The sequence below is a fragment of the Streptomyces sp. 8L genome, from assembly GCF_020176795.1.
GTDB lineage: Bacteria > Actinomycetota > Actinomycetes > Streptomycetales > Streptomycetaceae > Streptomyces.
The window spans coordinates 1-12702 of the sequence record NZ_JAIUKE010000377.1 but is presented as its reverse complement, the minus strand read 5'-3'; the positions used below and the strand labels follow the sequence as shown (position 1 = coordinate 12702).

Genomic DNA, 12702 nt, shown 5'->3' with positions numbered 1-12702 from the left:
CACGGACCCCGGCACCGGCGCCGCCTCCGCCACCACCGCCCCGGCCGAAGCCCTCGCGTCCGCGTCCGGCCCCCTCGGCCCGGCCGACTCCCTCGGCCGTGGCCCTGCCCCACTACCGCAAGACCGTGCGCAAGCAGCCCGTACGCCACACCTCGCCCGTGCTGATGATGCTCCTGATCACGGCGCCCGCCGTACTGGCCGTGGCGGTGCTGCGCCCGCGCTCCCGCTGACCGACGCCCCCCACCGACTCGCCGCTCCCGGCGCCCGCCGGCACTCCCGCGCCGCCGGCTTCTCGTGCCCACCGGCCTCCGCTCCACCCCCCGAGCAATTGCTGAATCTACTGAATCCGCCGCATCCGCCGCATCCGCCGCACATCCGGAGACTTCATGACGGAATGGTTCGTTCTCAGCATCGCGATGGCGGCCGCCGCCGCCGTCGTCCTCTCGATCGTCGTCGTCAACCACCGCTGGGTCCGGCGCAGGCTGGGTGACGACGACGATCCGAGCGAGACGCCCGACGTCCTCGACTACATGGTGATGATGATCGGCGTGGTCTACGCCATCGTGCTCGGCCTCGCGATCGCGGGCGTCTGGGAGGGGCGCAGCGCCGCCCAGGACAACGTCCGGCAGGAGGCCCAGACCCTGCACGAGATCAGCGAACGCGTGCAGGTCTACCCGCCCGCCGTCCGCGACCGCATCCGCGACGACGTGGACACGTACGTCTCGTACGTGGTGCACACCGAGTGGCCGCACATGGCGGAGCACGAGGCCCTCAGCCCGCGCGGTACCCAGCTGTTCCTGAAACTGCGCACCGACGCCGCCTCGTACGCGCCGCGCACCGACCTGGAGGGACAGGTCTACCAGCCGCTGATGGACGACATCGCCGCGGCCGACGACGCGCGCGGCGCCCGCGGGCAGAACGCGGGCGCGACCATGCCGGGCGTGGTCTGGTTCGGCCTGATCGCGGGCGCCGTCGTCACGGTCGGGCTGATCTTCCTGCTCCAGATCAGACGGACCTTCCGCGAGCTCCTGCTCGCCGCCTTCTTCAGCGTGCTGATCGCCTTCCTGCTGTTCCTGATCTGGGACTTCGACGCGCCGTACGGCCGGGGGATCTCGGCCACGGCGCAGCCGTTCCTTGACCTCTTCCCGGGTATCACGTCCTGACGGGAGGCCTGCCGGGCAGCGGGCGGCGCGGCCTGACGGTGCGTCCGCCCACGGCACGCGTGTCCGCCGCACGGGGGACACGCGTGCCCCATTCGTCCGCCAGCGATCGCGCGTGTGGTAGTGCACTCCTAGCGTCTGAGCCATCGAGGTGCAGCTCCCACGACCAGCGGAAACGGTTCCGCCGGCTGCCTCTCGGGACTCGGAGGACCGCTCATGCGCGCCATACGTGTCGCAGCCGCCGCCGCTCTCGCCGCGGCCGCCGTCACCCTCACCGCTCCCACCGCCATCGCCGCGCCCGAAGGCGGCAGTGGCGGCACCGGCGGCAACGTCACACCGTTCGGCTTCTCGGTGACGCCCTCGACCATCGCCCCGGGCGGCCGGGTGACCCTGTCCGTGACCGACTGCGACTCGACGGCCACGGCGTCCTCCGCGGTCTTCGACACCACGACGATCCCGCGGGGCCGCACGGCGGTGGCCACGGTCGACCGGGACGCCCGGCGCGGCGCGGTCTACCGGGTGACCTTCACCTGTGCGGGCCGGTCGGGGACGACCGCCCTGACCATCGCGGGCGGTTCCGCCACGCAGACGCCGGGCGGCGTGCGCGGCGGACTCGGCGGCAGCGTCCAGGGCTCGAACACCGCCGAGATCGCGGCCGGTGCCGCGCTCGCGCTCGTCGCCGCGGCGGGCACCGTCCACGCGGCACGCAGACGCACGGCAGGCCGGGGGCGCTGACACCCCGGCCGCCCCGGGCGAACGCCCGTCGCCCCGAGTCCCTGTGGAGGACTCGGGGCGACGGGCGTTCGCCGCCCCCTGCCGACCGTCGGGGCGGCGGGGACCGTACGGCGGAACCGGCTCAGACCGCGCCGGGCGTACGGCGACGGCGTACGACGAAGGCCGTGCCGCCGATGGCCGCCGTGGCCACGAAGCCCGCGCCGACGGCCGTCTCGGCCGAACTCGGTCCGACGGACCCGCCGAGGCCGCCGAGCGCGCCCCGGCCGGCCACGACGCTGAACTGCCGGGTGGCGACACGGTTGCCGCCGTTGCACCGCACCGCCAGGTTGTAGGTACCGGGCGTCGCCTTGTCGAAGATCCGCGCCGTCGCACTGGCGTGCCCCGACGGGCTCTGGGACAGCCGGGTCTTCGGGAAGGCGTTGGACGTGACGAGACCGCCGCTGCCGCAGCCGTCGACGGTGATCCTGATCGTGCCGCCCTGGTGCACGGTGTAGGGGGTGGCCTGGACGTTGAGCGGACCGCTGGTGGCTCCGGCCAGCGGTGCGGAGAACGCCATCGCGGCACAGGCGGTCGCGGTCACCGCGAGAACGCGTGAAGCACGCATCGTTGAACCTCCACGGAAGACGCGCGGAGCGGCGCTCCGCGGGTGATCGACGAGTACGCCTTCCATGACGAACCCTCACCTCACGTCCACATCGGTGCATTTCGACGCCCACGCGCCCACGTGCCGACACGCCGTCAGGCGGTGCCGGCCGGAGGAGGGAGCAGCAGGTCAGCGGGGGTTATGGGGCGTCAGAACTTTTGGGTCTCGAATACTCCGACGGGTCATCTCCCCGGGACACGCCACCCGTTCGCCCGCCTGTGATCGCCGGAGCGCAGGAGCGCGGTTACGTTGCGTAGGGACTGCCCACGAAGGGAGAACCATGCGCCGGGACCGGCAGGATCACGACCTGGAGCACGGCCCGGGTCATGCGCGCCCCCGCCCGAAGAGCGGGTCGGGGCGCCCCGCACGGGCTCACCCCCGGGGTGCGGCGCCGAGGCGCGGGCGCCGGCGGGCCGGGCGCCAGGAGCTGGATCTGGGCCAGGGGTGGCGGCGGCGCTCGCCCTGGGGCGCGCTGGCCCTGGTCATGCTCACGGGCATCGCCCTCATGCGCAACGGTGTGGACGCGCCGCTCGGGCCCCCGCAGCCGGCGGCGGCCTCGACGCTCGACGCGCTCCACCGCGACCCGGCCGCCGGCGCGCTGCCCGCCCGCGCCGTCAAGCCGCTGCCGTACGCGCCGCCCGCGCGCGTGCGGATTCCGGAGATCAAGGTCGACGCTCCGTTGATGGACGTCGGCCTGGACAAGGACGGGTGGATCGAGGCCCCGCCGCCGTCCGACCGCAATATGGCCGGCTGGTACCAGAACGGCATCGCGCCCGGCCAGTCGGGCACCGCGGTGGTGGTGGGCCATGTCGACAACGAGACGGGCCCGGCGGTCTTCTACGGGCTCGGCTCCCTCAAGAGGGGGGAGCACATCGAGACCACGCGCTTCGACGGACGGGTCGCGGTGTTCGAGATCTACGACGTCGAGGTCTTCTCGAAGAACGACTTCCCCGGCGTGCGGGTCTACGCCGACACCGGCTATCCGGAACTGCGCGTCCTGACCTGCGGGGGCGGTTACACCAAGGCCACGGGCTACGAGGGCAACGTGGTCGTCTTCGCCAGGCTGGTCAGCACGCGCTGACGGACAGCCGAGGGGTACAGCCGAGGGATACAGCCGAGAGGTACAGCTGGGGCGCCCCCCCCCCCCCGGGGGGGGGGGGGGGGGGCGGGGGGGGGGGCGGGCGGCCCCCGGGGGGCGGGTCAGGGGTGCGGCAACGCGGTGCCGTAGCCCCGCCCCGCCAGCTGCGGCAGGTACTGGCGCAGGGCGGCGACGGTCTGTTTGCGGACGCCCCCGCCGTCGTGGGAGAGGATCACGCGGCCGGGCCCGAGGCCGCCGAGCACGGCGCGCACGATCTTGCCGGTGCCCGGCTCCGACCAGTCGAGTGTGTCGACGTACCAGGCCAGGGGCTCCATGCCGAGTGCGGAGCCGAGTTGGAAGGTGTAGGCGTCCCAGGAGCCGTAGGGGGCGCGGAACCAGGCGGGCGGGGTGCCGGTGGTCTTCTCGATGATCTCGCTCGTACGCCCCATCTCGTCCTTGATCTTCGCCTTGGACTGCTTGGGCAGTTCGGGGTGGGTCCAGGTGTGGTTGCCGATGAGGTGGCCCTCGTCCGCGGCCCGGCGGACCAGGTCGGGGAAGTACGACACCATCTCGCCGCAGACGAAGAACATGGCCTGGACGCCGTGGGCGCCCAGGATGTCGAGCACCTGCGGCGTGTAGGTGGGTTCCGGGCCGTCGTCGAAGGTCAGCACGACGGACTGGCCGAGGCCCGGGAGTTCGTAGAAGGGCTCCTTGCGCACCGGCGGCGGGGCCTTGCGGAAGGCGGGCGGCAGCTCCGCGGTCATGGGCTGGAGGCGGTAGGCGGCGGGGTCCCGGGGGGCGGCGGCCTCCGCGCCCGCGGCGCGCGCGGCGGCGGGGCCGCCGGCGGCGCTCCGCTCCGGCGCCCCTGTCTGGCAGGCGGCGACCAGGCCGGTGGCGGCAGCGGCGCCGAGCCCGGCGACGAGGCGCAGCGCGCTTCGCCGTTCAGTCATTTCATCGTTTTTCATGATTAATAGCTCGCATGGCCGAAGGTCGGAGTCGCCGATCAACACGGCCGGCGCGCTACAAGCACCCGATGTGGCTACGCATCGGAGTCCCAGCTTGACAGTGCGTACAGGGCGGAAACCCGCCTGTTTTCCCCGGCGTTGCGGGCCTGTGGGCCGTTGGACCCCCGTCGGACCTGGACAGTCGCGCGGAAAGGGATAGCCTGCGTGCCGTGACGGAGCCTGAACAACAGTCCACCCGGTTCGAACGCGGTACCGACGGCCCGAAAGTGATCGTCGTCGGCGTCGACGGATCACAGTCGGCCCTGCGCGCGGCGGCGTACGCGGCGGGACTCGCCCGGCGGCAGAACGCGCTTCTCGCGATCGTCTACGTGCAGCCCGTACTCCCGGCCGGTTCGGCCCTCGGCGCCCCTGTCGCCGACGCGACCGGGGAGATCGCCGAGAACCTGATCGAAGAGCTGCGCAAGAACTCCGAGCGGAACAAGGGGATATGGGATCTGCGCTGGGAGTTCCACACGTTCCGCGGCGACCCGTACAACGGCCTCGTCACGGCCGCTGACGAGCTGACCGCCGACGCGGTCGTGGTGGGCGCCTCCGAGTCCGCGGGGCACCGGATCATCGGCTCGGTGGCCGTGCGCCTGGTGAAGTCGGGCCGCTGGCCCGTCACCGTCGTGCCGTAACCCGCCCGGGGCGCGGCGTACGTGCCGGGGTGTGGCGTACGCGCCGGGGCGCGGCCTGCGTACCGGAGCGCGCGGCGCATCCGGCCGGGGACGGCGGCCGAGACCGCACCCCACCCCCGGAACAGAGAGTGAGCGACGGGCCACGGAGTGGCGCCTCCGAAACCTCAGACGACACCGGCGTCACAATCCCGCGCGAGAGGGCCCCGTATCCGTGACTTCTGGCCACGCGGAGCGTCCCGCGCCGGTTCAATGCTCCGTGAAGCAGGGCCGCGCACAGCGGCCGGAGCAAGGAAGGCGGGGACCATGCGTCAGGAACGTGCCGAGGGGCCCAGTGGTGGCCTACTGGTGCCGATGGCGTGGATGCACGCGGAGTACATCGCGGACGAACTGCTGCGCGGCGGCGATCTGATGCCGCCGTCCACGCTGGAGTACCGGGCCGGGCGCGGCACGCTCGCGCTCACCATCTTTCTGTCCGAGGGGCCTCTCGGGGCGCCGGGCACCGGCCACCGGGTCGCCGAGTGGCGCCACCTGACGGAGTACGGCCCCGCCTGGCGCGCCTGGGTGTGCGAGCGCCTCGACCGGATGGAGGCGCGCGCCTTCGAGCTGGGGGCCGGGACCGAGGGCGGGCCCCGTACACCCGACCTCGAACTCGCGTCGGACACCTGGCGCTGGCTGGAGGAGACCGAACTGCTCGCGCCCGATCTGGACGCTGTGGTGCCGCCCTCGCGGGGCGGGCCGAGGCGGCCCGAGCAGGAGGGGCCCCAGGTCTGGACGCCCGCCTGGCAGTTGGGGCTGCCGCTCGGACACCTCGCGATGCACCTCTGCTAGGGAGTGTCGGACCGGGCTTTGGCCGTGCCCGACAAAACCACGACCGCCGTCGTCCGGCGGCGGGCGGATCGCGGCGGACGTGCGGGACGCCGCACTGAGTGATCCGGCGCCCTGACGCGTACGAGACGGTATGCGGAGATCCGAGAACCCCCATCGCGACGCGGCCCCCTACGCCCTGGGCGTGCTGGAGCCCGGCGACGCCCACCGGTTCGAGGACCACCTGAGGGCCTGTCCGCACTGTGCGTCCGCGGTGACCGGGTTCGGTGCCGTACGCCGGCAGCTCGACGCCTACGCGCGGTGCACCCCGCCCGGTGTGCCGCTCCTCGTGGCGCCGGGCGGCGGCGTGCTGCGCGGCGCGCTCGACGCCGCAGCGGCGGGCCAGAGGGCGGTCCGCGGGAGACGGGCGGCCCTGGTGGCGGTGCTGGTGGTGGGGGCGGCCCTGGTGGCGGGCGGTCCGCTCGGTGCGCCGCCGGACGGCGAGGGGCCCCGGCAGGCGGTCGCGCGCTGGAGCGGCGCTGACGGGGCCACGGGCACGACGGCCGTCGCCACCGCGGCGTCGCGGGCCTGGGGCTCGCGGATCGCCCTCAGCCTGAGCGGGAGCGACGTGCCGGGCGCGTGCGCGCTGGTGGCGGTCGGCAGGGACGGTTCGCGGGAGACGGTCACCACCTGGTCGGGCGCCTGGGGCCGTGCCGTCGTCACGGCCGGCGGGGCAGCGCTGCGCCCGGGCCAGATCGACCACTTCGAGGTCCGGGCGCCGGACGGGCGCCGGCTCGTCACCCTCGCCGAGTGAGCCCGCTGCGGGCGGGACGGCGGCGCGGGGGTTTCTCCGGCGTGGCGTGGTCGGCCCGGCGCCTACTTCAGCAGCCGGGAGAGCCTGCGGTCGGCGAGCGGCTTGCCGCCCGTCTGGCAGGTCGGGCAGTACTGGAGCGACGAGTCGCTGAAGGACACCGACCGGATGGTGTCGCCGCAGACCGGGCACGCCTCCCCCGCCCTGCCGTGCACCCGCAGCCCGGATTTCTTCTCCGCCTTCAGGCGGCCCGCGGCGATCCCCCGGGAGCGCTCCACGGCGTCCGTCAGCGTGCTGGTCATCGCGTCGTAGAGGACGGTGATCTCCTCCTCCGACAGGTTCCGCACCTGCTTGAACGGCGACATCTTCGCGACGTGCAGGATCTCGTCGCTGTAGGCGTTGCCGATGCCGGCGATCAGGCGCTGGTCGCGCAGCGCGCCCTTGATCTGGCGGCGCTCCCCCGCGAGCAGCCGGACGAAGGCGGCACGGTCGAAGGCGGGGTCGAGCGGCTCGGGACCGAGCGTGGCGATGCCCGGCACCTCGGCGGTGTCCCGCACCAGGTGCACCGCGAGCCGCTTCGTGGTGCCCTGCTCGGTCAGGTCGAAGCCGGTACCGTCCGCGAGGACGAACCGCGCGGCCAGCGGGCCCTTGCCCGGCCGCGGCGGTGCGGCTGGGAAGGAGTCCCGCCAGCGGAGCCATCCGGCCCGCGCGAGATGGATCGCGAGATGGAGCGGCGCGCCGTCGCCGCGGCGGGTGACGATGTCGAGATATTTGCCACGTCGGCCGACCTCGGTCACCGTGGTTCCCTCAAGGGCGGAGAGCGGCGGATCGTACGTCTTCAGGACATTGACCGTCAGCGGCAGGGCACGCACGATTTCCTTGCCCACCAGCTGGCCGTCGAGGAACTCGCGCAGCGCTTCGACTTCGGGAACTTCCGGCATGCCTCCAGCGTGCCGGAAGTGGGGCTCGAACGCCCGGCGGACCACCGAAAGGAAGACCGTGCACGCAACGGTACGAGACCGGGCACCGGTGCGGCCCGCGCTGATCCTCGAACGGACCGAGACGAGGCCGCGCGCCGCCGTACTGGTGCTGCACGGCGGCCGGGCCGACGGGGAGGCGCCGCCGCCCCGGGTCAATGCGGCGGCGGCCCGGATGTGGCCGGTGGGCCAGGGCCTGCTGCGGGCCACCGAGGGGTTCGGGGTGGTGGTGGGCCGGGTGCGCTACCGCTGCCGGGGCTGGAACGGGGGGCGGGCGGACGCGGCCCGCGACACGCTGCGGGCGCTGGACGAGCTGGGGCTGCTGCTGGGGCGGCTGCCGGTGGTGCTGGTCGGGCACTCGATGGGCGGCAGGGCGGCGCTGCACGCGGCGGGCCACGACCTGGTCGGCGGTGTGGTGGCGCTGGCGCCGTGGTGCCCGCCGCGGGACCCGGTGGGCCAGCTCGCGGGGCGCTCCGCGGTGCTCCTGCACGGGGAGCGCGACCGGACCACCGACCCGCGGGAGAGCGTCGACTTCGCGGAGCGCGCCCGGCACGCCGGTGCCCGGGCGGGCACGGTGCTGATCGCGCGCGGCGAGCACTCCATGCTGCGGCGTGCGATCACCTGGCAGTCCCTGACCACCCGCACGGTCGCGGCGCTCCTCGGCGCGGGCGCGCTGCCCGACGTGGTCCGGCAGAGCCTGCTGGACGGCACGAGCCCGGTCCAGCGCGCGTAGGGCGAGGGCGGCACACCGACCCTGTAGGGCGCGAACGGCGCACTACCGCGACCGCGGGCGACGAGTTGAGCGGGCCCCGGCGGCACGGACGGGCGCCGCCCCTGCCCGTACGGCGGGCCAGGCTCGCGGTCCCGCCGTCAGGCGGGCGGCAGGCCGTAGACGCGGCGGGCCGTGCCGCCGAACACATCGGCGCGCTCGTCCTCGGTCAGCGACCCGGTCATCTCCCGGGCCGCTTCGAGCACCCGCGCGTACGGGGCGGCCAGGGTGCACACCGGCCAGTCGGAGCCGAACATCAGCCGCGCGGGGCCGAAGGCGTCGAGGACGGTGTCCGCGTACGGCCGCAGTCCCGCCACGGTCCAGGTGTCCCAGTCGGCCTCCGTGACCAGCCCGGAGAGCTTGCAGACGGTGTTGGGCCGCTCGGCGAGCCGCGCGACGTCCCGCGCCCACGGCTCGACGGCGCCCGCCGCGACCCGCGGCTTGCCGAGGTGGTCGAGTACGAGGGTCAGCCCCGGCAGCAGCTCGGCGGCACGGATGGCGGCGGGCAATTGGTGCGCCTGTACCACCAGGTCGTACGCGAGTCCCGCGGCGGCGACCGCGGCGAGGCCGCGCCTGACCTCGGGGCGCAGTATCCACTCGGGGTCGGGCTCACCCTGGATCTGGTGGCGTATCCCGACGAGCAGCTCGCCGCCGGGCGCCTCCTTGAGTTCGGCGAGCCGGTCGGCGACGGCCGGGTCGGTGAGGTCCGTCCAGCCGACCACGCCCGCGACGAGATCGCTGCCGCGGGCGACGGCGAGGAACTCGGGCGTCTCCTCGGGTACGGAGATCGTCTGTACGAGGACGGTGGCGGTGACGCCCGCCGCCCGCGCTTCCGGCTCCAGGTCCCCGACGCCGAAGTCGCGCCGGATGGGCGCCATCGCGGGACCGGTGATCCACTCCTGGTCGCGGACGGAGAGGTCCCAGAAGTGGTGGTGGGCGTCGACCAGATTCGGCTGGGGCATCAGGCAGTCAGAGCTCCGGGGTGTGGGGTCCGGGTCGCATAATCATCGGATGACTCGGCCGCGTCAACACCCGTGCGTCACACCCTGCGCCTGCTCCCCTCGGGGACCACGAACTCGCACCACACGCTCTTGCCGCTCCCCCGCGACTCCACGCCCCAGCCGTCGGCGAGGTTGTCCACGAGGAGGAGCCCGCGCCCCGAGAGGTCGGCCTCCTCCTGCTCCCGCCTGCGTGGCAGTGCGCTGGAACCGTCCTCCACCTCGATCCGCAGCCGGCGCTCCACACCGGAGACGACCCGTACGGTGACGACGGCTCCCCCGTCGGTGTGCATGAGCGCGTTGGTGATCAGTTCGTCGGCCGCGAGCTCGATGTCGTCGGAGCGCTCCCGCGCACCCCACGCGCCGACAGCGGCCCGGATCATCTGGCGCGCGGCCCGCAGCGCCGCCGGGTCGTGCGGCGGGACCTCCTGCTGGAGCCTGCCGCCGGCCTGGGGCATGTACGCGCCCCTGCGGCGCAGCAGCAGGACCGCCACGTCGTCCTCGCCACCGCGCTCGTCGACGACCTCGCAGAGCCGGTCGGCGAGCGCCTGGAGGTCGTGGGGGCCGACGCGCATCAGCTCCGCGAGTTCGAGCATGCCCTCGTCGAGGTCGACCCCGGGCATCTCGACCAGCCCGTCCGTGTACATCACGAGGGTCTGGCCGGGGTCCAGCTCCAGCGTCTTGACCGGGTAGTCGAGCGAGCCGAACAGCGCCGACAGCCCGAGCGGCATGCCGCCCTGCACCGGGAGCCTGCGGCAGCTGCCGTCCGTGTCGCGCAGCAGCGGGTCGACGTGTCCCGCGCGTACCAGCTGCACGACACCGGTGGTGAGGTCGGCCTCGGCGTAGGTGCAGGTGGCGAACCGGTCGGTGTCGAGTTCCTGGAGGAAGGCCGAGGCGCGGGCCACCACGGTGGCGGGTTCGTGCCCCTCCGCGGCGTACGCGCGCAGCACGATGCGCAGTTGGCCCATGACGGCCGCCGCGTGGGTGTCGTGGCCCTGGACGTCGCCGATGACCGCCCCGATCCGGCCGCCGGGCAGCGGGATCACGTCGTACCAGTCGCCGCCGATGTCCCTGCCGAGCCGCGCGGAGCGGTAGCGCACGGCGATCTGCGCGCCGGGGACCTGGGGGATGCGGCGCGGCAGCATGGCCTGCTGGAGGCCCTCCGCGAGGTCGTGGTCCTGCTCGAACAGCATGGCGCGCTGGAGGCTCTGCGCGATGCTGCTGCCGAGTGCGACCAGCAGGTTGCGGTCCTCGGCGTTGAAGCCGCTCTTGTCCCCGTAGAGCAGGCCGAGGGCGCCGATGGGTCTGCCCTGGGCGATGAGCGGCAGATAGGCGGCGGCCGTGATGCCGAGATGGCCGATGTGCTGCCACAGTTCGGGGTAGCCCGCGGCGAAGTCCTCGGCGGAGTCGATGAAGCGGGGACTGAGCGTGCGGACCGCCTCGCTCATCGGGTAGCGCTCGTCGATCCTGGTGACGCGGGTGCCGGGTACGAAGGAGCCCTCGGGGCCCTCCGCGACGAGGTGGATGCGGCCGGACTCCACGAGCCCCATGACGACGCTGGTCGCGCCGAGGTGTTCCAGTCCGTGCGACGCCTGGAGTACGTCGATGACGTCCCGCACGGTACGCGCGTGCGCCAGGGCCGCCGTCGTGCCCTCCACCACGCTCGTGCGCACGCGGCGCGCCTCGTCGATCTCCAGCCGGGCGGCGGAGTCGGCGAGTTCCTGGGCGGCGTCCCTGACGATCCCGATGATGCGGTGGGTGCGGCCGTCGGCGCCGCGCCGCAGGCTGCCCTGGGTGTGGGTCCAGCGCAGGGAGCCGTCACGGCGCCGGACCTTGAAGTAGGCGCCGTAGCTGTCGCTGCCGTCGTTCGCCGCCTGGGCGATGAGCGCTTCGAGGCGGGCACTCTCGTCCCTGGGGACCCGCGCGGTGAGGGACGACGGTTTGCCGTCGTACTCGTCGGGGCGCAGGTCGAAGACCCCGAGGGCCGGCTCGTCCATGTGCATCAGCCCCCGGTCGAGATCCCAGTCGAAGGTGCCCAGGCGATTGAGGGAGAGGCTGATGTCCGCAGGGGCCGGCCAGTCTTCGGGGAGCGACAGGGAGTCCGCTGCCCTATCCACCATGGGGCCACTCTGTCACTGTTTGTCGCATTCTTCGACCCAGCAGGGGCCTCTCGGTCACCCCTGAGGGTCGTCCGGTCCGAACAGGATGCCCGCCATCCCCGGGGCGTCGCCGCCGGACGTGCCGGGCCCGTCCGGCCGGGCCGCGTCCCCGAGCGGCCCCGCCTGCCGGCCGGAGGGCTCCGGGGTGTCCGGTGCGCTGGGCTCCCCGGTCGGGGCGGGCGGCTGCGCCGGGCTGCTGGGCTCGGGCGCCGCGGTACCGGTGGGCTCGGCACTGGGGCTTGCGGAAGGGGCGTAGGGAAGGGCCGGGTCGGGCGGTGTGACCTGCTGCGCGTCGAACAGGTCAGCGTCCGGGCCGTAGGGCGGCAGGGAGGCGGGGACCCCGTCCTCGTCTCCCTGGGTGCCGGTGGCGCGCCGCATCCAGGTGTTGTCGGCGCTGTCGACGAGCGTCAGCTCGGCGGCCGGCCGGGAGGCGGGCGAGATCAGCAGGACGTGGTCCGGCCGGTAGCCGTCCCAGGGGGTTCCGTGGTGGGTGACGGCGCCCTCCATTGCGACGGCGGGGCCGAGCGGGTTGCCGCAGGAGCAGCGGACCCGGGGCAGGCCCCGGCTGTCGGCGAGCACGGCGGTACCCGCCTGGAGGACGGCCTGGAAGGAGTCGGCGGATCTGTCGCGGTAGCCGTGCGAGGTGACCCGGGTGTCGGCGCGCAGCACGACCGGGGTGAGACCGCGCAGGAAGCCGGGGACCGCGGCGCCGCCGATCCTGGCGGCCTTGGCGAAGGCCACCGACCGGGCCTTGTCGTCGGTCAGGAGGCGGACCTGCCGTTCCACGTCGCAGCTGGAGAGCCCCCGGGTGCCGCCGTAGACGCCGGGGGTGGTGCCGGGCAGGGTGCGGGCCTGGCCGCCGGTGCGGGCGGCGCCCGCGGCGCGGCCGGTGCCGGTGCCGTCGGAGTTCGCGGGGGCGGAGGGCG

13 protein-coding genes and 1 pseudogene are annotated in these 12702 nt (G+C 74.1%); 8 read left to right on the top strand and 6 right to left on the bottom strand.

What is annotated here, in order from left to right:
- From LCE31_RS27460 to LCE31_RS27450, 3 genes and pseudogenes are all read left to right on the top strand, one after another.
- A pseudogene (locus LCE31_RS27460) lies at positions 1 to 230 on the top strand (hypothetical protein); the annotation flags it as partial.
- Positions 231 to 386: 156 nt separating this feature from the next.
- A complete protein-coding gene (locus LCE31_RS27455) occupies positions 387 to 1163 on the top strand; it encodes a bestrophin-like domain (protein ID WP_225018837.1) in 777 nt (258 codons plus the stop codon).
- A gap of 213 nt (positions 1164 to 1376) precedes the next feature.
- The gene (locus tag LCE31_RS27450; RefSeq protein WP_225018834.1) at positions 1377 to 1895 is read left to right on the top strand and encodes a hypothetical protein; all 519 of its coding nucleotides are present in this window, start codon (positions 1377 to 1379) and stop codon (positions 1893 to 1895) included.
- A gap of 121 nt (positions 1896 to 2016) precedes the next feature.
- On the opposite strand, the gene LCE31_RS27445 is transcribed toward LCE31_RS27450, so the two are convergent.
- Complete coding sequence (locus tag LCE31_RS27445; protein ID WP_225018833.1) at positions 2017 to 2499, bottom strand: hypothetical protein; 483 nt, start codon at positions 2497 to 2499, stop codon at positions 2017 to 2019.
- Between the two features lie 523 nt (positions 2500 to 3022).
- On the opposite strand from LCE31_RS27445, the gene LCE31_RS27440 reads away from it, so the two are divergent.
- Complete coding sequence (locus tag LCE31_RS27440) at positions 3023 to 3619, top strand: class F sortase (protein WP_225018831.1); 597 nt, start codon at positions 3023 to 3025, stop codon at positions 3617 to 3619.
- Between the two features lie 119 nt (positions 3620 to 3738).
- Here LCE31_RS27440 and LCE31_RS27435 read toward each other — a convergent pair whose 3' ends face one another.
- Entirely contained in the window at positions 3739 to 4566 is an 828-nt protein-coding gene (locus tag LCE31_RS27435) for a polysaccharide deacetylase family protein (protein ID WP_225018829.1), read from the bottom strand.
- 224 nt (positions 4567 to 4790) lie between these two features.
- Between LCE31_RS27435 and LCE31_RS27430 the strand changes: the two genes are divergently transcribed.
- The 3 genes from LCE31_RS27430 (at position 4791) to LCE31_RS27420 (ending at position 6876) form a co-directional block, all read left to right on the top strand.
- Complete coding sequence (locus tag LCE31_RS27430; RefSeq protein WP_225018827.1) at positions 4791 to 5258, top strand: universal stress protein; 468 nt, start codon at positions 4791 to 4793, stop codon at positions 5256 to 5258.
- A 303-nt stretch (positions 5259 to 5561) separates the two neighbouring features.
- Positions 5562 to 6086 carry a hypothetical protein gene (locus LCE31_RS27425; protein ID WP_225018825.1) on the top strand — a complete coding sequence of 175 codons (525 nt, stop codon included), beginning with the start codon at positions 5562 to 5564 and terminating at the stop codon, positions 6084 to 6086.
- A gap of 130 nt (positions 6087 to 6216) precedes the next feature.
- Complete coding sequence (locus LCE31_RS27420) at positions 6217 to 6876, top strand: zf-HC2 domain-containing protein (protein WP_225018823.1); 660 nt, start codon at positions 6217 to 6219, stop codon at positions 6874 to 6876.
- 62 nt (positions 6877 to 6938) lie between these two features.
- Here LCE31_RS27420 and LCE31_RS27415 read toward each other — a convergent pair whose 3' ends face one another.
- Positions 6939 to 7814, bottom strand: a complete 876-nt coding sequence (locus LCE31_RS27415; protein WP_225018821.1) for an Fpg/Nei family DNA glycosylase — start codon at positions 7812 to 7814, stop codon at positions 6939 to 6941.
- Positions 7815 to 7872: 58 nt separating this feature from the next.
- On the opposite strand from LCE31_RS27415, the gene LCE31_RS27410 reads away from it, so the two are divergent.
- Complete coding sequence (locus tag LCE31_RS27410) at positions 7873 to 8583, top strand: alpha/beta hydrolase (RefSeq protein ID WP_225018819.1); 711 nt, start codon at positions 7873 to 7875, stop codon at positions 8581 to 8583.
- Between the two features lie 137 nt (positions 8584 to 8720).
- Here LCE31_RS27410 and LCE31_RS27405 read toward each other — a convergent pair whose 3' ends face one another.
- From LCE31_RS27405 to LCE31_RS27395, 3 genes are all read right to left on the bottom strand, one after another.
- The gene (locus tag LCE31_RS27405; RefSeq protein WP_225018817.1) at positions 8721 to 9581 is read right to left on the bottom strand and encodes an amidohydrolase family protein; all 861 of its coding nucleotides are present in this window, start codon (positions 9579 to 9581) and stop codon (positions 8721 to 8723) included.
- Positions 9582 to 9658: 77 nt separating this feature from the next.
- Positions 9659 to 11737, bottom strand: a complete 2079-nt coding sequence (locus LCE31_RS27400) for a SpoIIE family protein phosphatase (RefSeq protein WP_225018815.1) — start codon at positions 11735 to 11737, stop codon at positions 9659 to 9661.
- Positions 11738 to 11791: 54 nt separating this feature from the next.
- On the bottom strand, positions 11792 to 12702 hold a 911-nt coding region (locus tag LCE31_RS27395), incomplete at its 5' end, for a DUF6777 domain-containing protein (RefSeq protein ID WP_225018812.1).

What these genes read in the sequence shown, in the direction of transcription:
- LCE31_RS27455 (WP_225018837.1), top strand. Translation starts at nt 387, where the DNA reads ATGACGGAATGGTTCGTTCTCAGCATCGCGATGGCGGCCGCCGCCGCC.
- LCE31_RS27450 (WP_225018834.1), top strand. Translation starts at nt 1,377, where the DNA reads ATGCGCGCCATACGTGTCGCAGCCGCCGCCGCTCTCGCCGCGGCCGCC.
- LCE31_RS27445 (WP_225018833.1), bottom strand. Translation starts at nt 2,499, where the DNA reads ATGCGTGCTTCACGCGTTCTCGCGGTGACCGCGACCGCCTGTGCCGCG.
- LCE31_RS27440 (WP_225018831.1), top strand. Translation starts at nt 3,023, where the DNA reads ATGCTCACGGGCATCGCCCTCATGCGCAACGGTGTGGACGCGCCGCTC.
- LCE31_RS27435 (WP_225018829.1), bottom strand. Translation starts at nt 4,566, where the DNA reads ATGACTGAACGGCGAAGCGCGCTGCGCCTCGTCGCCGGGCTCGGCGCC.
- LCE31_RS27425 (WP_225018825.1), top strand. Translation starts at nt 5,562, where the DNA reads ATGCGTCAGGAACGTGCCGAGGGGCCCAGTGGTGGCCTACTGGTGCCG.
- LCE31_RS27420 (WP_225018823.1), top strand. Translation starts at nt 6,217, where the DNA reads ATGCGGAGATCCGAGAACCCCCATCGCGACGCGGCCCCCTACGCCCTG.
- LCE31_RS27415 (WP_225018821.1), bottom strand. Translation starts at nt 7,814, where the DNA reads ATGCCGGAAGTTCCCGAAGTCGAAGCGCTGCGCGAGTTCCTCGACGGC.
- LCE31_RS27405 (WP_225018817.1), bottom strand. Translation starts at nt 9,581, where the DNA reads ATGCCCCAGCCGAATCTGGTCGACGCCCACCACCACTTCTGGGACCTC.
- LCE31_RS27400 (WP_225018815.1), bottom strand. Translation starts at nt 11,737, where the DNA reads ATGGTGGATAGGGCAGCGGACTCCCTGTCGCTCCCCGAAGACTGGCCG.